16 protein-coding genes are annotated in these 17,119 nt (G+C 67.5%); 4 read left to right on the top strand and 12 right to left on the bottom strand.

The window, feature by feature from the left end:
• The first annotated feature begins 149 nt into the window (after positions 1-149).
• The gene (locus tag AC5Y6Y_RS02320) at positions 150-962 is read left to right on the top strand and encodes a DUF5631 domain-containing protein (RefSeq protein ID WP_499929182.1); all 813 of its coding nucleotides are present in this window, start codon (positions 150-152) and stop codon (positions 960-962) included.
• 123 nt (positions 963-1,085) lie between these two features.
• Here the strand turns inward: AC5Y6Y_RS02320 and AC5Y6Y_RS02315 are convergent, their stop codons facing one another.
• Positions 1,086-2,213: a M24 family metallopeptidase gene (locus AC5Y6Y_RS02315; protein WP_499929180.1), complete on the bottom strand. Its 1,128-nt coding sequence runs from the start codon at positions 2,211-2,213 to the stop codon at positions 1,086-1,088.
• A gap of 41 nt (positions 2,214-2,254) precedes the next feature.
• Between AC5Y6Y_RS02315 and AC5Y6Y_RS02310 the strand changes: the two genes are divergently transcribed.
• Complete coding sequence (locus tag AC5Y6Y_RS02310) at positions 2,255-3,211, top strand: 5'-3' exonuclease (protein ID WP_499929178.1); 957 nt, start codon at positions 2,255-2,257, stop codon at positions 3,209-3,211.
• 3 nt (positions 3,212-3,214) lie between these two features.
• Here the strand turns inward: AC5Y6Y_RS02310 and AC5Y6Y_RS02305 are convergent, their stop codons facing one another.
• The 11 genes from AC5Y6Y_RS02305 to dop all read right to left on the bottom strand — a co-directional run bounded on the left by AC5Y6Y_RS02305 (position 3,215) and on the right by dop (position 15,160).
• Entirely contained in the window at positions 3,215-3,946 is a 732-nt protein-coding gene (locus tag AC5Y6Y_RS02305) for a DUF4333 domain-containing protein (RefSeq protein WP_499923108.1), read from the bottom strand.
• A 92-nt stretch (positions 3,947-4,038) separates the two neighbouring features.
• Positions 4,039-6,780: a DEAD/DEAH box helicase gene (locus AC5Y6Y_RS02300; RefSeq protein WP_499929176.1), complete on the bottom strand. Its 2,742-nt coding sequence runs from the start codon at positions 6,778-6,780 to the stop codon at positions 4,039-4,041.
• A 108-nt stretch (positions 6,781-6,888) separates the two neighbouring features.
• On the bottom strand, positions 6,889-7,749 hold the full coding sequence (tatC, locus tag AC5Y6Y_RS02295; RefSeq protein ID WP_499929346.1) for a twin-arginine translocase subunit TatC: 861 nt from the start codon (positions 7,747-7,749) through the stop codon (positions 6,889-6,891).
• 118 nt (positions 7,750-7,867) lie between these two features.
• Positions 7,868-8,119 (bottom strand): Sec-independent protein translocase subunit TatA, encoded by a 252-nt coding sequence (gene tatA, locus AC5Y6Y_RS02290; protein ID WP_463824405.1) that lies wholly within the window; start codon positions 8,117-8,119, stop codon positions 7,868-7,870.
• Positions 8,120-8,210: 91 nt separating this feature from the next.
• Positions 8,211-9,179 (bottom strand): helix-turn-helix transcriptional regulator, encoded by a 969-nt coding sequence (locus AC5Y6Y_RS02285; RefSeq protein ID WP_499929174.1) that lies wholly within the window; start codon positions 9,177-9,179, stop codon positions 8,211-8,213.
• Positions 9,176-10,174, bottom strand: coding sequence for a helix-turn-helix transcriptional regulator (locus AC5Y6Y_RS02280; RefSeq protein ID WP_499929172.1), 999 nt, complete (start codon positions 10,172-10,174; stop codon positions 9,176-9,178). The genes AC5Y6Y_RS02285 and AC5Y6Y_RS02280 overlap by 4 nt, the downstream gene beginning before the upstream one ends.
• Before the next feature lie 80 nt (positions 10,175-10,254).
• Positions 10,255-11,613: a Pup--protein ligase gene (gene pafA, locus AC5Y6Y_RS02275; RefSeq protein WP_463824408.1), complete on the bottom strand. Its 1,359-nt coding sequence runs from the start codon at positions 11,611-11,613 to the stop codon at positions 10,255-10,257.
• 119 nt (positions 11,614-11,732) lie between these two features.
• Positions 11,733-12,494: a proteasome subunit alpha gene (gene prcA, locus AC5Y6Y_RS02270; RefSeq protein ID WP_463824409.1), complete on the bottom strand. Its 762-nt coding sequence runs from the start codon at positions 12,492-12,494 to the stop codon at positions 11,733-11,735.
• Positions 12,491-13,357 carry a proteasome subunit beta gene (gene prcB / locus AC5Y6Y_RS02265; RefSeq protein WP_499923103.1) on the bottom strand — a complete coding sequence of 289 codons (867 nt, stop codon included), beginning with the start codon at positions 13,355-13,357 and terminating at the stop codon, positions 12,491-12,493. Before prcB ends, prcA begins: the two co-directional genes overlap by 4 nt.
• Positions 13,354-13,548 (bottom strand): ubiquitin-like protein Pup, encoded by a 195-nt coding sequence (locus AC5Y6Y_RS02260; RefSeq protein WP_065049939.1) that lies wholly within the window; start codon positions 13,546-13,548, stop codon positions 13,354-13,356. Before AC5Y6Y_RS02260 ends, prcB begins: the two co-directional genes overlap by 4 nt.
• 115 nt (positions 13,549-13,663) lie before the next feature.
• Positions 13,664-15,160 carry a pup deamidase/depupylase gene (gene dop, locus AC5Y6Y_RS02255; RefSeq protein ID WP_463824411.1) on the bottom strand — a complete coding sequence of 499 codons (1,497 nt, stop codon included), beginning with the start codon at positions 15,158-15,160 and terminating at the stop codon, positions 13,664-13,666.
• 134 nt (positions 15,161-15,294) lie between these two features.
• Here dop and AC5Y6Y_RS02250 point away from each other — a divergent pair, with 134 nt between their 5' ends.
• Both AC5Y6Y_RS02250 and AC5Y6Y_RS02245 read left to right on the top strand, forming a co-directional pair.
• Entirely contained in the window at positions 15,295-16,455 is a 1,161-nt protein-coding gene (locus AC5Y6Y_RS02250; protein WP_499929170.1) for a hypothetical protein, read from the top strand.
• A gap of 9 nt (positions 16,456-16,464) precedes the next feature.
• On the top strand, positions 16,465-17,106 hold the full coding sequence (locus tag AC5Y6Y_RS02245) for a hypothetical protein (RefSeq protein ID WP_463824413.1): 642 nt from the start codon (positions 16,465-16,467) through the stop codon (positions 17,104-17,106).
• Positions 17,107-17,119 lie beyond the last annotated feature (13 nt).

The raw sequence follows: 17,119 nt of genomic DNA, 5'->3' as shown, positions 1-17,119 counted from the left end.
CTGCGGTGGCACCCGCCGTCACGCCGCAGCCCGTCGGGCCACTTCCCTCCTACGGTGCTGACCTACGGCCCCCGGTCACGACTAACCTCGCCCCGCCCGCGCCTTCGAGCGTGCCGCCACCGTTGCCGGCGACGCCGAGCTCGGCGCCGGTGAACCCATCGGCGGGCCAGTCTGGCGCGGGCCAGCCTGCGGTCGTACGCCAAAGCACCAGCCCAGCGACTCCCCCGCCGTCGCCGGGAATCAGGGTCGCGGCCCACGCTGTCGCTGCCACCGCCACCGGAGCTGCCGTCGGCGCGGCGTCAGCCGACGCCGCCGCCCGAGCCAGACTGCAGCGCCTGGTCAACTCGGTCGCGCGTCAACAACCTCGCCTGGCCTGGGCTGCCGGCGACCGCGCCGACCAAACCACTGTGCTGACAACGGATTTGGCCAGCGGATGGGTCCCGCCGAGTATCGACCTGCCTTCCGCGGTGACGCTGCTGACTCCGGCCCGGCGCCGCCGCAACCTGGAAGCCCTGCTCGGTGACGTCACCGTCGTCGCCAGCTACACACCGATCCATCATGTTGCATGCGACGACGGCGATCCCCCAGCAACGTCGACGCGGCCCCGATCTGCGCCCGACATCACCGATCTCGGCTGGGAGTTGTGCCAGGCCACGCAATGGCGCGACGGGCTGCCGCGACTTGCTCACACACTGGCCAAGGCGGCTTCGGCGGGCACAGGTGTGCTTGATTCCGAGGTTGACCTGCTACACCAGCACCTGAACACCATCAGCTCCCAAGTGCTCGACGGCTACCCCGACAAGATCGATGCCCACGCCGTCGGCAACTGGCAACTGCTGGCGGCAATCGAAGCGCTCATCAGCGACAACAAGGCCATCGCGAACTACCACCTCGCCTGGTTCCTGGCCGGCAGACCGACCGCCGACAGTAGCAGCCAAACCACGGACCGGTCGGACCCGTGACGAGTTCCGTCCCGGCTATCGCAAGTTCGCCCTGCTGCGCTACCTGGCTAAGGCGAAAATCAGCGACGCCGTGCCAATCCTGCACCGACGCAGGGACGTTGACCGCCCCACCGGGGCGCCGAGTCAGTCCACCGGCACCACGATCAACTCATGCGGACGGTTGTTGACCGACATCGCACCGTCGTCGGTGACCACCACGATGTCCTCCACCCGCGCACCCCACCGACCCGGAAAGTAGATGCCCGGCTCGATGGAGAACGCCATCCCCGCGGCCAACGGCAGATCGTTGCCGGCGACGATGTAGGGCTCCTCGTGCACGCACAGCCCGATACCGTGCCCGGTGCGGTGCACGAAATACTCCGCGAGTCCGGCCTCAGCCAGCACATCACGCGCTGCCGCATCGACCTGCGCTGCGGTCACCCCTGGCCGGACAACGTCGAAAGCCGCACGCTGAGCTCGCTGGAGCAACGAATATTGCTCCGCCACTTCCGAAGTGGGCTCTCCGATGCTGTAGGTTCGCGTCGAATCGGAGTGGTATCCCGGCTCGTAGGTGCCACCGATATCGACGACCACGATGTCTCCGACCGCCAACTCGCGATCCGAATACCGGTGATGGGGATCGGCGCCGTGCGGCCCGGACCCGACGATGACAAACGCCACATCTGAATGCCCCTCGGCGACAATCGCTTTGGAAATATCGGCGGCGACGTCGGCTTCGGTCCGGCCGGGTATCAGGAAGTCGGGCACCCGGGCATGCACCCGGTCGATCGCCGCGCCGGCCTTGCGCAACGCGTCAATCTCGGCCTCTTCCTTGACCATTCGGAGCTCGCGCAACACATCGGTGGCCAGCACCGGCATCACGCCCAGCGCACCGGCCAGCGGCAGCAGATGCAATGCGGGCATCGAATCGGTGACCGCCACCGCGGCGGGAGCGACGTTGAATACCTCGCTCACCAACCGATACGGGTCGTCGCCGTCGACCCAGTCCTGGACCCGCAAGCCCATTTCCAGCACTGCGGAATCCTTCAGCGTTGCAAGCTCCAACCGCGGCAACACCACCGTCGGGTTACCGAGCGCGGGCAGCACCAAGGCGGTGAGCCGCTCGAATGTCTCTGCGCGCGAGCCCAGCAGATACCTCAGGTCGTAACCCGGAGTGATCACCAGGCCGGCCAGACCTGCCCGGGCGGCCAACCCGGCGGCGGCCTCCAGCCGACGGGCATACACCCCGGCGTCGAATCGGTGAGAGTCCATGGTCAGTCAGGCTAACCGGGCAACCTGGCAGGATGATCCGCATGCCCGCCCCCCTAGCGCTGCTGGACGGCGCCAGCATGTGGTTTCGTTCCTTCTACGGGTTGCCGTCGTCGATCAAGGCCCCGGACGGCCGCCCAGTCAACGCCGTTCGCGGCTTCATCGATTCGATGGCTGCGGTGATCGCCCAACAGAAGCCGAGTCGGCTCGCGGTGTGCCTCGATCTGGACTGGCGCCCCCAGTTCCGGGTGGATTTGATCCCGTCGTACAAATCTCATCGGGTGGCTCAGGAGGAGCCGGCGGGTGAACCCGACGTCGAGGAAGTGCCCGACGAACTGACTCCGCAGGTCGACATGATCATGGAGTTGCTGGACGCGTTCGGGATCGCGACGGCGGGCGCGCCCGGGTTCGAGGCCGACGACGTGCTGGGCACCTTGGCCGCCAAGGAACGCAATGATCCAGTGGTGGTGGTCAGCGGGGACCGGGACCTGCTTCAGGTGGTGTCCGAGGAGCCGGTGCCGGTGCGGGTGCTCTACCTCGGTCGCGGCCTGAAGAACGCCACCCTGTTCGGGCCCGAACAGGTCGCAGACCAGTACGGCGTTCCGGTGGACCGGGCCGGGCCCGCTTACGCCGAGTTCGCGCTGCTGCGCGGGGACCCATCCGACGGCCTGCCGGGTGTGCCCGGGGTGGGCGAGAAAACTGCCGCCACCCTGCTGGCCCAGTACGGGTCACTTGAGCGACTCATGGCTGCCGCGGCGGACCCCAAGTCCAAGATGGCCAAGGGAGTGCGCACCAAACTGCGCGACGCCGCCGACTACATCGCGGCAGCAGAAAAGGTGGTTCGGGTCGCTACCGACGCCCCGATCACACTGTCGACGCGCAACGACAAGCTGCCCCTGCACGCAGCCGATCCCAAACGCACTGCTGAGCTGGCGACCGAATACCGCGTCGGTTCCTCGGTGGGCCGGTTGCAGAAAGCGCTCGACGGGCTGCCGTCGTAGCCGCTACTGCGGCCGGCCAACCTCGTAGGTGCCCTTGTCGTCCTGGAAGGTCACCGTGACGCGCTTGGATGCGCCGTCGATGCTGACCGTGCAGTCGAAGGTACCGCCCTTCTTCACGGTCGGGTTGGATCCGCCGTTGCACTTGACGTCTTTGACGTTCTTGGCGCCATAACCATTGGTTTCGTCGGTCAAAATCGTCTGCACGCCAGTGTTGGCTTTGTTGACGTCCAGTGTGGTGGTGACGAAGAAACCGGGCGCGACGAACCCGAGAATGCCGACGACCACGATCAGCAGCGCCAAGATGCCGCCGACCACACCGAAAATGAGGCCTTTGGAACGCTTGGGGCCGGGCTGGCCGTAGGGCGAGGGCTGGCCCGGGTACTGGCCGGGTTGTCCGTATTGGCCGGGCTGACCCGGCTGGCCGTACTGGGGCTGACCGTACGGAGCAGCCTGCCCGTACTGGGGCTGCCCGTACTGGGATTGGTCGTACTGCGGAGTCCCGCCGAACTGGGTGGCCTGCGAGTTGGGATCGTACCCGGGTTGGGCGTACTGCTGCTGGGGGTAGGCCTGCTCGGCCGGCTGCTGGTATCCGGCGGGATATTCGGCGGCAGGGTAGGACTGCGCGTGCCAGGTCGCGTCCTGACCCGGCTGCTGCTGCTGCCAGGGCGACCCGGCCACCGTCGGGTCCGAGGAGCCCTGGCCGGGCTGCTGCCACCTCGGGTCTGGTCCACTCATCGTTACTCCTCAGTCCGGTTTGTCCTGGCCACGCGTTGGGCCGTCCAGTCCTGTGTCGATCACGTCCGGATGTAACCGTAGCTCGGCCTAGCCTACCCGGCGTCAACTGCGACGACGCCGCGCCGAACGTCATTGATAGCGCGCTTGGCGGCGGCACGCACATCGGGGTCCGGGGCCGCATTGCGAACCTGGTCCAGCAGGTCGAGCACCTGACGGCACCAGCGCACGAAATCCCCTGCTGACAACGGTGTTCCAGCATCCGCGGCGTCGGCGGCGGCCAGTGCCGCGGCCAGGTCGCCGGTGCGCGCCCAGCGGTAGATCACCCGCACAAAACCGTCGTCGGGTTCGCGGCTCGGGGCGATCCGGTGGGCCTGCTCATCGGCCCGCAACGCCGTCGACAACCGAGCAGTCTGCATCAACGCCTGGCGCAACGCCGGGGTCGGTACATCCGTGCCGAACGGCGCGCCAGGACCGTCCCCGCCGCGGGTTTCAAACAGCACTGCCGACACCACCGCAGCGAGCTCGGGCGGCTTCAGGCCGGCCCAGGCACCCGTGCGCAGGCACTCGGCCACCAGCAGGTCGCTCTCGCTGTAGATCCGGGCCAGCAGCCGGCCGTCGTCGGTCACCTGGGGATCGGTTGCCGGGCCGCGGATGAACTCCCGCTCGGTGAGCAGTCCGACAATCCGGTCGAACGTGCGGGCCAGCGAATTGGTGGCGGCGGCCACCTTGCGCTGCAACTGCGCATTGTCGCGTTCGATCCGGAGGTAGCGCTCGGCCTGGCGGACCTGCTCCTCGAGACCTGCAGAACTGTGCAGCGGGTGGCGGCGCAACTGCTCGCGCAGCGCCGTCAGCTCCGGATCGTAATGCGCGTTCTCCTTCGCGCGGCGCCCCGAAGGAGCCGTCAGCCCCTCGGCGGCGGACCGCAGCGCGGACGCAAGATCCCGTCGTACCCGCGGCTGGCGGTGCTCGACCCGCTTGGGCAACGTCATGGAACCGACCGGGGGCGTGGCCCCGGTGTAGTCGGCCGACGAGATCCGCCCCGCCCAACGGTGTTCGGTCAGGACCAGCGGCCGCGGGTCGGAGGTGTCACGAGCGGACTCCAGCACCACGGCCAGCCCGCCCCGGCGGCCGTGGTTGATGGTGATGATGTCGCCGCGACGCAGCGCGGCCAGCGCATCACTGGCCGCCTGCCTGCGGTGCAGCCGAGAAGCCCGCGCCGCCGTACGTTCCAGCTCGCTGATCTGGGCGCGCAACCGGGCGTAATCCAGGACTGCTGAATCGTGACCGCCGATCTCGGCGGCGATCTCGTCGAGCATGCTCTTGCCGCGTTCGATGCCGCGCACCACGCTGACCACCGATCGGTCGGCCTGATACTGGGCGAACGACTGCTCCAGCAGCCGATGCGCCTCGTCGGGCCCGAGCTGACGCACCAGGTTGATCGTCATGTTGTACGACGGCACGAACGAGCTGCGCAGCGGGAAGGTACGGGTCGAGGCCAACCCCGCGACCTCCGACGGTTCCACATCCGGATGCCACAGCACCACCGCGTGGCCTTCCACGTCGATGCCGCGGCGGCCAGCCCGGCCGGTCAGCTGCGTGTACTCCCCCGGCGTCAGCGGTACGTGCTGCTCACCGTTGAACTTGACCAGTTTCTCCAGCACGACCGTGCGGGCCGGCATGTTGATGCCCAGCGCCAAGGTCTCGGTCGCGAAGACGGCCCGGACCAGGCCGGCGGTGAACAGCTCCTCCACCGTGTGGCGGAAGGCGGGCAACATCCCCGCATGATGGGCGGCCAGGCCGCGCAGCAGACCTTCGCGCCACTCGTAATAGCCCAGGACGGCCAGGTCGGCGTCGGCCAGGTCGCCACAGCGGTGGTCGATGACCTCGGCGATGCGGGCCCGTTCGGCTTCGGTGGTCAGCTTGAGCGGTGATCGCAGGCACTGCTGGACGGCGGCGTCGCAGCCGACCCGGGAGAAGACAAAAGTGATGGCGGGCAGCAGCCCGGCGGAGTCCAGGGACGCGATCACATCCGGCCGCGCGGGAGGGCGGTAGAACCTGGGTCGTCCCCCACCGCGCGCCGGGCCACCGCGTGGGCCCCGGCGCGGCTGCCAGTCCGACATCCGGTCGGCCTCGCGGCGATGCGCGATGTGTTGCAACAGCTCGGGGTTGACGTGCGGCTTGTCCTTGGGGCCCTGCGACCGGTAATCGAACAGGTCGAACAGCCGTTTGCCCACCAGGACGTGCTGCCACAGCGGGACCGGCCGGTGCTCGTCGACGACCACGGTGGTGTCACCGCGCACCGTCTGAATCCAGCCGCCGAACTCCTCGGCGTTGCTGACCGTCGCGGAGAGGCTCACCACCCGCACCTCGTCGGGCAGATGCAGGATGACTTCCTCCCACACCGGCCCGCGCATCCGGTCGGCCAGGAAGTGCACCTCGTCCATCACCACGTGGGAAAGCCCCTGCAGCGCAGCCGAATCGGCGTAGAGCATGTTGCGCAGCACCTCGGTGGTCATGATGACGACCGGGGCATCGGCGTTGACCGACACGTCGCCGGTCAACAACCCGATCCGATCCTTGCCGTAGCGGGCCGTCAGGTCCGAGTGTTTTTGGTTGCTCAGCGCCTTGAGCGGGGTGGTGTAGAAGCATTTGCCGCCGGCGGCCAGCGCCAGGTGCACGGCGAACTCCCCGACCACCGTTTTTCCGGCGCCGGTCGGCGCGCAGACCAGCACGCCGTGGCCGCCCTCCAGCGCGCCACAGGCCCGTCGCTGAAAATCGTCGAGGGCAAAGGGCAGTTCGGCGCTGAATCGGGCCAACTCGGGCAGATCAGTCACCCCACCACCTTGCCCGGGCTTGCGCGAGCGTCCCCAAATTGGCGGTCAACATGCCCTTTTGTCGCACATTTAGGGGCGCTGGGCGCCGCAACGGTGGCGCGTGGGTGCTTAAGTGACGTCGTCATGACTTCCGCCGATCACCGACGGCGCGGGTATCGGCTCGGGCTTGTCGATTGGCGATGCCTCGTCGTCGGGAATGGCGGCGGCTTCGCGTTTGGCTTTGCGCCGGTCGTGCAGTCTGGCGATCTGGATGGCGAACTCCAGCAGCACGGTCAGCGCCAGCCCGAGCGCGGTCATCGAGAACGGGTCGGAGCCCGGGGTGAACACCGCGGCGAACAGAAACATGGTGAAGATCAGGCCGCGCCGCCAGGATTTGAGCCGCTCATAGGTGAGCACACCGGCGAAGTTGAGCATCACGATCAGCAGCGGAAATTCGAAGCTGACCCCGAATACGACCAACAGATTGATCAGGAAGCCGAAGTACCGGTCGCCCGACAGCGCGGTCACCTGCACGTCGCTGCCGACCGTCAGCAGGAAGCTGAGCGCTTTGGACAACACCAGATAGGCCAGAAACGCGCCGGCGACGAACAGAAACGCTGCCGGGATCACGAACGCCACCGCGAACCGGCGTTCCTTCTTGTACAGGCCGGGCGTGATGAACGCCCAGAGCTCGTAGAACCACACCGGGCAGGCGGCCACGATCCCGGCCGTCATCCCGACCTTGAGCCGCAGCATGAACTGATCGAACGGCGCGGTGGCCAGCAGCCGGCACTGCCCGTCGGGGCTGATACTGGCGCGCGCCGATTGCGGCAGTGCGCAGTACGGCTGGCGCAGCCATTCGCCCAGGCTCTCCACCCCGAAAATCGGGTGGGAGTACCAGATGAATCCGAACGCCGTGGTAACCACGATCGCGCCCAGCGAAACCAGCAGCCGGGCCCGCAGTTCGGTGAGGTGGTCGACCAGCGACATGGTCGCGTCGGGATTGACCCGGCTGCGCCGGTTACGCGGGTTCAGCCGTCTCAGCGGACCGAGAGCGCGCGCTGAGGCCCTGGCACCTTTCACCACATTCGGTCAGAATGCCGCCGGGCTAGGCCGGCCGCGCCTCGGTGTGACCCTGCTCCGCGGGCGCGGGGTGTTCGACGCGCTGCGACTGCACCGGCGTGGGGTTTTCGATGGCGGCGTCGGTCTTGTTCTCGCTCTGCATCTCGCGGACCTCGGACTTGAAGATCCGCAGCGACTTGCCCAGCGAGCGCGCTGCATCGGGGAGCCGCTTGGCACCGAACAGCACGATCACCACAACGGCCAGGATCAGCCAGTGCCACGGTTGAAGACTGCCCACTTTGATTACCTCCAGACGTTGGCCCTGATGTTACCGCAGTACGGCTGCCGCACCGGGACACGCGCGCTGCGCGCCGTCGGCGCGACCGGCATCAGCCGAGTTCAGCGGCCTGGTAGGCCGCGATGGCCGCCTCCGCGGCGGATCGGACCCGGGACGCGAGCGACTCTGGCGCCAGCACCTTGACCTCGGATCCGAAGCCCAGCACCAGCCGCGCCATCCAGTCGTCGGAGGCATAGGTCATCGTCGCCTCGCAGGAGCCGTCGGAGAGTTCGCGTACCTCCCGCAACGGGTAGTACTCGAACATCCACGACGCGGACGGCGCCACCAGCAGCGTCGCCGACGGCAAGGACGGGTCGCCGTCGAACAGCGAGGTGTCCGGCGGCGATTGCCGGGCCGGTTCCGGCGGCGAGGCGGGTTCACCCAGGTCGGTGGCGTCGACGATGCGGTCGAACCGGAACAGTCGGACCCCCTCGGCCTCGCGCGACCACGCTTCCAGGTAGCTGTGGCCGCCGATCAGCAGCACCCGGATCGGGTCGACGGTCCGCTGGGTCAGCGAGTCGTGCGAGGCGGCGTAATAGTCGAGGGTCAGCGCATGTCCGTCGCGGATGGCCGCACGTACGACCGCTGCGGCGCGGCTCTCCACCGGCGCCGGTTCCTCCACCGCGGACACGGTGTCCTCATGTCCGACGGCGCCGGCCGCCGCGGCGATCTTGGCGATCGCGCTGCGCGCTGCCTGCGGATCGACGACGCCGGGAATGTCGGCCAGCGCGCGCAATGCCACCAATAGCCCGGTTGCCTCCGGCGACGTCAGTTTGAGCGGCCGGTCGATTCCCGCCGAGAACGTCACCTTGACGGTGTCGCCGGAGAACTCGAAGTCGATCAGGTCGCCGGGGTAATAGCCCGGCAGACCGCACATCCAGAGCTGGTTGAGGTCGGCTTCGAACTGCTTGTCGGACACGCCGAGTTCGGCGGCCGCCTCGGCTTTGGTGATCTCCGGATTCGACATCAGGTAGGGCACCATGTTCAGCAGCCGCACCAGCCGGTTGGACAGTTGGGTCACGCCGGCGCCTCCGCCGCAGCGGCCGCCGCCCGGAGCCGCGCCAGGACATCCTCGCGCAGCGATTGCGGCTGCAACACGATCGCGTCGGCGCCATAACCGGCGATCTCACGGGCCAGGCGATCGCTGAATCCGATGTCGATCTCGATCACGTCGCCGTCGCGGCCGGCCAGTCGCTGCGGGCCGACCGGCCTGCCGGTGCGGCGCAATGCGGTGCCGCGTCCGTCGGCCACCCAGACGTTGGCCTGCGCGCCGGTCGGTGCTTCGGCGACGGCGGCGGCCACGATCCCGGGAAGATCAACATCCTCGGGCACGGTGACCGCGCCGGGCTGCCCGATGGGCGTGACGCCGGGACCGATCCGCGAGAGTCGGAACGTGCGGGTGGCGTTGCGGTCCCGGTCATGCCCGACGAGATACCAGCGGCCTTTCTCGGTGACGACGCCCCACGGTTCGACAGTGCGGGTGGTGAACGGTTCGGCGCGCGACGGGCGGTGCGGAAACTGGACGGCCTGCCGAGATTGGATGGCCGCCAACAGGATTCCCAGGATGTCTTCCGAGCCCCGCAGGCCGGGAACACCGGGCGGTGAGGCGATGGCCACCGGGGCACCGGAATCGACCTCCACACCGGCCGCGCGCAGTTTGAGCAGGGCGCCCTGAGTGGCGGTGATCAGCTCCGGCGATTCCCACAATTGGGTGGCGACCGCGACCGCCGCCGCCTCGGCGGCAGTCAACTCGACCTCCGGCAGCGCGTAGGCCTCGCGGTTGATGCGGTAGCCCTCGGTGGGGTCCAGGTTGGACACTCTGCCGACCTCGAGCGGGATGCCCAAGTCGCGCAACTCGTTCTTGTCCCGCTCGAACATCCGCGAGAACGCTTCGGCGGTGGGGCTTTCGGAGTAGCCGGCGACGTTGGACCTGATCTTCTCGGCGGTGATGTAGCCGCGCGTGGACAGCAGGGCGATCACGAGGTTGACCAGCCGTTCGACTTTCGAAGTGGGCATCCGTCCTAGGTTAGATGCCTCGACTCCTTTTCATGCGCGGGCGCGAGCTTATGCGCAGGTTCGAGTAGCGCCGGGTTCGGTCACATACTCGCGATGAGTCGTTTCACCCGCTCGTCGACCGCCCGGAACGGGTCTTTGCACAGCACCGTGCGCTGCGCCTGGTCATTGAGCTTCAGGTGCACCCAGTCGACGGTGAAGTCACGACCGGCAGCCTGGGCTGCGCTGATGAACTCCCCGCGCAGCCGGGCGCGGGTGGTTTGCGGCGGGTGGTCCACCGCGTCGGCGATCTCCTCGTCGGTGGTGACCCGGGTGGCCAGACCCTTGCGTTGCAGCAGGTCGAAGACACCGCGGCCGCGCTTGATGTCGTGGTAGGCCAGGTCGAGCTGCGCGATCTTGGGGTCGGACAACTCCATGTTGTAGCGGTCCTGGTAGCGCTGGAAGAGCTTGCGCTTGATGACCCAGTCGATCTCGGTGTCCACCTTGGCGAAGTCCTGGCTCTCCACGGCGTCGAGCTGGCGGCCCCACAGGTCGACGACCTGCTCGATCTGCGCGTTGGGTTCACGGTTCTGCAGGTGCTCGACCGCGCGACTGTAGTACTCCCGCTGGATGTCCAGCGCGCTGGCCTGACGGCCGCCGGCCAGCCGGACCGGGCGGCGACCGGTGACGTCGTGGCTGACTTCGCGGATGGCGCGAATCGGGTTGTCCAAGGAGAAGTCCCGGAACGCCACCCCCGCCTCGATCATCTCCAGCACCAGCGCGGCGGTGCCGACCTTGAGCATGGTGGTGGTCTCGGACATGTTGGAGTCACCCACGATGACGTGCAGACGGCGGTACTTCTCGGCGTCGGCGTGCGGTTCGTCGCGGGTGTTGATGATGGGGCGGCTGCGGGTGGTCGCGCTGGACACACCTTCCCAGATGTGTTCGGCGCGCTGGGACAGGCAGAACGTCGCGGCTTTGGGGGTCTGCAGCACCTTGCCGGCCCCGCAGATCAGCTGGCGGGTGACCAGGAACGGCAGCAGCACGTCGGAGATGCGGGAGAATTCGCCGGCGCGCACGATCAGGTAGTTCTCGTGGCAGCCGTAGGAGTTGCCCGCGGAGTCGGTGTTGTTCTTGAACAGGTAGATGTCGCCGCCGATGCCCTCGTCGGCGAGCCGCTGTTCGGCGTCGACCAGCAGGTCTTCCAGCACCCATTCGCCGGCGCGGTCGTGGGTGACTAGTTGCACCAGGCTGTCGCATTCGGCGGTGGCGTACTCGGGGTGACTGCCCACGTCGAGGTAGAGCCGGGCGCCGTTGCGCAGGAACACGTTGGAGCTGCGTCCCCACGACACCACGCGGCGGAACAGATAGCGGGCCACCTCGTCCGGGCTGAGTCGACGATGCCCGTGGAAGGTGCAGGTGACACCGAACTCGGTCTCGATGCCCATGATTCGTCGCTGCACGTTATCGAGGGTACTTGCTGTCCTACCGCTGCAGTCAGCAAGCCGCGCCTGTGCCGCAACTGTGACCGGACGCGTCGGACCTGTTTCCGGCAGACCCGCGGCGCACTCCGGTGCCGCGCCTACTCGGGGGACTCGCCTTCGGACTCTGCAGCGCTGTCCGATTCCGGCTCGCCGTCCTGCAGCAGGCTTTCCACCGTCGACCGGGTGAGGCGTTTGAACGCCCGCCGCGGCCGGTTGGCGTCGAGGATCGCGACTTCCAGGCTGGCCACACCTACGCTGGCCTGGCCGTTGCTACTGGAGTCGGCACTGCCGGCGCGCAGCGCTTCCACCGCCATCCGCAGGGCGTCGGGCAGCTCGGCTTCCTCGGCGAACGACTCCTTGAGTGCGTTGATGATCGGTTCGGTGGTGCCGCCCATCACCACGAAATGCGGCTCGTCGGCGATCGACCCGTCGTAGGTGATCCGGTAGAGCTCCGGGGCCTTCGTCTCGCCGTAGTGGGCGACTTCAGCCACGCACAGTTCCACTTCGTAGGGCTTGGCCTGCTCGGTGAAGATGCTGCCCAGCGTCTGGGCGTAGACGTTGGCGAGCTGCCTGCCGGTGACATCGCGACGGTCGTACGCGTAGCCGCGGGTGTCGGCAAATTGGATGCCGCCGCGGCGCAGGTTGTCGAACTCGTTGAACTTGCCGGCCGCGGCGAAACCGACCCGGTCGTACAGCTCGCTGATCTTCTGCAGCGATCGCGAGGGATTCTCCGCGACGAACAGCACGCCACCGGCGTAGGCCAGAGCCACCACGCTGCGTCCGCGGGCAATGCCCTTGCGGGCGAGCTCGCTGCGCTCGCGCATCGCCTGTTCGGGCGAGATGAAATACGGGAAGCTCACTTCTCACCGCCATCGGGGCCGAAAGTATCAGCGCGCGAACGACTTTCGATGACACCGCGCGCGAGTTCAGCGATCCGGCGCTCCGGGATCTCCATCGCCCCGTCGGCGTCGATGGTGACCGCGGTGGGATAGATGCCGCGGACCAGGTCCGGACCGCCCGTCGCGGAGTCGTCGTCGGCCGCGTCGTAGAGCGCTTCGACCGCGACCCGCAGGGCCGAATCCGCGTCGGCGACTTGGGAATACAGCTTCTTGATGGACGACTTGGCGAAGATCGAGCCCGAGCCCACCGACTGGTAGCCCTCCTCTTCGATGTTCCAGCCGCCGGCGGCGTCGAAGGACACGATGCGACCCGCCGACTCCGGGTCGGCGGCATGGATGTCGTAACCGACCAGCAGCGGCAGCGCCACCAGGCCCTGCATGGCGGCGGGCAGGTTGCCGCGCACCATGATCGCCAGCCGGTTGACCTTGCCGGCGAACGTCAGCGGCACGCCTTCGAGCTTCTCGTAGTGCTCGAGTTCGACCGCGTAGAGGCGGGCGAATTCGACCGCGATCGCCGCGGTGCCTGCGATGCCGGTGGCGGTGTAGTCGTCGGTGATGTAGACCTTGCGCACGTCGCGCCCGGCGATCATGTTGCCCTGCGTGGATCGCCGGTCTCCGGCGATCAGGACTCCGCCCGGATACTTCAGCGCGACGATGGTGGTGCCGTGCGGCAGCTGGTCGCCGAGCGAGGCACCAGTGACCCCGACGGGCAGCAACTCCGGTGCCTGACGGCGCAGGAAGTCAGCAAACGACGACAGGTCTATGCCTGAGGATCCGGGAAGTGCTGAGTTGATGGGTAGGCGATCGGGCGACTGCCAGGTCACTGGCCGCCCTTTTGGACGTATGCCCGCACGAAGTCCTCGGCGTTCTCCTCCAGGACGTCGTCGATCTCGTCGAGCAGATCGTCGGTGTCCTCGGTCAGCTTCTCGCGGCGTTCCTGGCCAGCGGCCGCCGCACCGGTGACGTCGTCGTCATCGCCGCCGCCACCGCCGCGTTTGGTCTGCTCCTGCGCCATCGCCGCCTCCTGCTCGTCATACGCCCTTCGGGCGGGTGTCCATTCGCCCGTTGACTTTTCTCTACCCTACCGGTCGGCCCCGACATTTCGTCGGTCTGACCACGCCGTCAACCGGTCACCGCGTCAGCTGTTCCACCAGCTCCACGGCGCTGTCCACCGAATCCAGCAACTCCCCCACATGTGCTTTGCTGCCACGCAGCGGCTCCAGCGTCGGGATCCGCACCAGCGAGTCACCGCCGAGGTCGAAAATCACCGAGTCCCAACTGGCCGCGGCGATGTCGGCCCCGAACCGGCGTAGGCACTCGCCGCGGAAGTATGCGCGGGTGTCCGTCGGGGGGTTGTCCACCGCCTCGAGCACCTGATGCTCGCTAACCAGGCGCTTCATCGATCCGCGCGCCACCAGGCGGTTGTACAGGCCTTTGTCCAATCGCACGTCGGAGTACTGCAGATCCACCAGGTGCAGCCGCGGCGCCGACCAGCTCAGGTTCTCGCGCTGGCGAAACCCTTCCAGCAGCCGCAGCTTGGCCGGCCAGTCCAGCAGCTCGGCACACTCCATCGGGTCCCGTTCGAGCAGATCGAGTGCGTGTGCCCAGGTTTCCACGACGTGCGAGGCACGGGGATCCGGGTCGCGGCTGTCGACCAGCTTGGCGACCCTATCGAGGTAGATCCGTTGCAGCGCAAGGGCCGTCAACTCGCGACCGTCGACCAGCGCGACGGTCTGACGCAGCGACGGGTCGCGGCTGACCGCGTGCACGGCGTGCACCGGGCGCGCCAGGGCCAGGTCACTGAGGTCGACCCCTTCCTCGATCAGGTCCAGCGCTAGGGCGGTGGTGCCCAGCTTCAGGTAGGTCGAGGTCTCGGCGAGGTTGGCGTCACCGATGATGACGTGCAGCCGTCGGTACCGGTCGGCGTCGGCGTGCGGTTCGTCGCGGGTGTTGATGATGCCGCGCTTGAGCGTGGTCTCCAGGCCGACTTCGACCTCGATGTAGTCCGACCGTTGCGATAACTGGAAGCCGGCCTCATCACCGGAGGCGCCGATGCCGACGCGCCCGGATCCGGTCACCACCTGCCGCGACACCAGGAACGGCGTCAGGCCGGCGATGATGGCCGAGAACGGCGTCTGCCGCGACATCAGGTAATTCTCGTGCGACCCGTAGGACGCACCCTTGCCGTCCACGTTGTTCTTGTAGAGCTGCAGTTTCGCGGCACCGGGCACGCTGGCGACATGCCGTGCGGCCGCCTCCATCACCCGTTCGCCGGCCTTGTCCCAGATCACCGCGTCCATCGGGTCGGTGCATTCCGGCGCCGAATACTCCGGGTGGGCGTGGTCGACGTAGAGCCGGGCCCCATTGGTCAGGATCATGTTGGCCGCGCCGACCTCGTCGGCATCGACGACGGGTGGCGGTCCGGCCGAGCGGCTCAGATCAAACCCACGCGCGTCGCGCAGCGGCGATTCGACCTCGTAATCCCAGCGGGTACGTTTGGCGCGCTGGATGCCGGCGGCCGCGGCATAGGCCAAAACGGCTTGGGTCGAGGTGAGGATCGGGTTGGCGGTCGGGTCCGACGGCGAGGAGATGCCGTACTCGACCTCCGTCCCGATAATCCGTTGCATGCCTTGAAGCCTAGGCCCGCCGACGATGCAGCCCCTGCGCGGGCTGCTCCCCCGCCCTTGGCTCTGCGTCTAGGGCGACAAAGTGCGAGTAAGCCGCACCCTGCGCGCAGAGTGAACGGCTACTGTGACCCGCCATGGGCCCATCATCGGCCACGGACCAGGCGGAAAGCTGGTTCTTGCAGCGCGGTCTGCCGTCGGTGCTGACGACACGCGGGCGGTGGCGACGACTCTGGTCGCGGTCGGCGCCGATGTTGGCGGCCTACGCCACGCTGCACTGTTGGACTCTGCCGATCCTGTTCGTCGCGGACCCGGAGCACATCGTGATCGAAGGACAGCTCACCCCTCGGGACTTTTTCCTATTGGTGCTCCTCGGACTGGCCCCGGTGGCGATGGCGGTCGTCGGTTGGCTGGTGTCGCGGATGGCGGACCGTCGTAGACGCGCGACGGCCTCGACGGTGTCTACAGCGCTGGCGGGGATCGTGATTGCTCTCCAGAACGGACCGCAGCATCTCGGCAACGCTGCGGGCACCGCCGCGGTGTTGATGCTGTTGACCGGACTCGGGGTCGGGTCCGTCGCCGGTTGGTCGGCCCGCATGACGCTGTCGCACCTCACCACGATCGGCGGCCTCGCAGTTCGGGCGCTGCCGGTAGTTCTGCTGACCACCCTGGTCTTCTTCAATGGCAATGTCTGGCTGATGTCGGCGACCATCACCGGCGGCCGATTGGCGCTCGCAGTGGTGTTCTTGGTCGGCATCGCCGCCGCGTTCGTGGTCTCTGCGACCGCAGAACGTATCCGGCCAATGCTGCGCTCGCCAACCGGGGTCACCGACGAGGCAGAACGCCTAGCCGACACGCCCTTTGCGGCGATGCCGGACCCGCCGAACGCACCCGCGTTGAGCAGGATTGAGCGCGTCAACGTAGTTTTCGTGCTGGTCGCCTCGCAACTGACCCAGATCACGGTGGTCGCGGCGCTCACTAGCGGGATCTATGTGGTCCTCGGTTTAATCGTGCTGACTCCGGCCCTGCTCAAAGAGTGGGCCCGCACCACCGAGGCCAACTCGACGATTCTGAACCTGACGGTTCCCGTGCCTGATTCGCTGACTCATTTGTGCTTATTCCTGGGGGCGTTGACCTTCATGTACGTCAGCGCCCGCGCGGCCGGCGACGACGACTACCGCGCGACGTTCGTCGACCCGCTGATCGCCGACCTGCGTGCCGCCCTGGTGGCGCGTGGCCGGTATCGCGGTCCGGTAGCGACTACGCCGATGATTGACGCTGGTGAGCTGGGTGATTAGGTTCACCCTGTGTCAGCCCCACAATCGAGTTCCACATCCCGCCATGCCGCGGGTGACCTGTCCGGGAAGCGTTACGGCGAAGTACTTCTCGTAACCCCCGGCGAGGCGGGTCCGCAAGCCACCGTCTACAACAGCTTCCCGCTCAACGACTGTCCGGCCGAGCTCTGGTCGGCTCTGGACGCTCACGCCATCGCAACCGAAAACGGTGCGGCCACAGCGCTACTCAACGGTCCGCGCTACTGGTTGATGAACAGCATCGAGAAGCCCTCTGCGGGAATGCAGATCATCAAGACCTTCGGGGGCATCGACATGTTGCTGCAGGCCACTGTGCTGCTCTCGTCGATGAACCCGTCGCCGTACACCGTCAACCAGGTGAGCCGCAACACGGTGTTCGTCTTCGACGCCGGCCAGGAGATCTATGAACTTCAGGACCCGCACGGCCGGCAGTGGGTGATGCAAACCTGGAGCCAGGTGGCCGACCCCAACCTGTCGCGGGCGGATCTGCCCAAGCTCGGCGAGCGACTCAACCTGCCGACGGGCTGGGCGTATCACTCGCGTGTGCTCTCCGACGAGTTGCGCGTCGACACCACCACCCAAGCCGCTCAGGTACTGCAGGATGACCTGACCAACAGCTATTCGCTGGTGACCTGAGTCTGAACGCGCC

It is taken from the genome of Mycobacterium sp. NGS24 (assembly GCF_059813065.1).
The sequence above is the reverse complement of the archived record's forward strand: the minus strand, read 5'-3'. Positions and strand labels throughout refer to the sequence as shown.

Bases quoted from the DNA above. Each gene is read 5' to 3' on its own strand.
- AC5Y6Y_RS02305 (WP_499923108.1), bottom strand. From the start codon at position 3,946: ATGAGTGGACCAGACCCGAGGTGGCAGCAGCCCGGCCAGGGCTCCTCG.
- AC5Y6Y_RS02315 (WP_499929180.1), bottom strand. From the start codon at position 2,213: ATGGACTCTCACCGATTCGACGCCGGGGTGTATGCCCGTCGGCTGGAG.
- AC5Y6Y_RS02280 (WP_499929172.1), bottom strand. From the start codon at position 10,174: ATGCCCACTTCGAAAGTCGAACGGCTGGTCAACCTCGTGATCGCCCTG.
- AC5Y6Y_RS02260 (WP_065049939.1), bottom strand. From the start codon at position 13,548: ATGGCGCAGGAGCAGACCAAACGCGGCGGTGGCGGCGGCGATGACGAC.
- dop (WP_463824411.1), bottom strand. From the start codon at position 15,160: ATGCAACGGATTATCGGGACGGAGGTCGAGTACGGCATCTCCTCGCCG.
- tatC (WP_499929346.1), bottom strand. From the start codon at position 7,749: ATGTCGCTGGTCGACCACCTCACCGAACTGCGGGCCCGGCTGCTGGTT.
- AC5Y6Y_RS02310 (WP_499929178.1), top strand. From the start codon at position 2,255: ATGCCCGCCCCCCTAGCGCTGCTGGACGGCGCCAGCATGTGGTTTCGT.
- AC5Y6Y_RS02250 (WP_499929170.1), top strand. From the start codon at position 15,295: ATGGGCCCATCATCGGCCACGGACCAGGCGGAAAGCTGGTTCTTGCAG.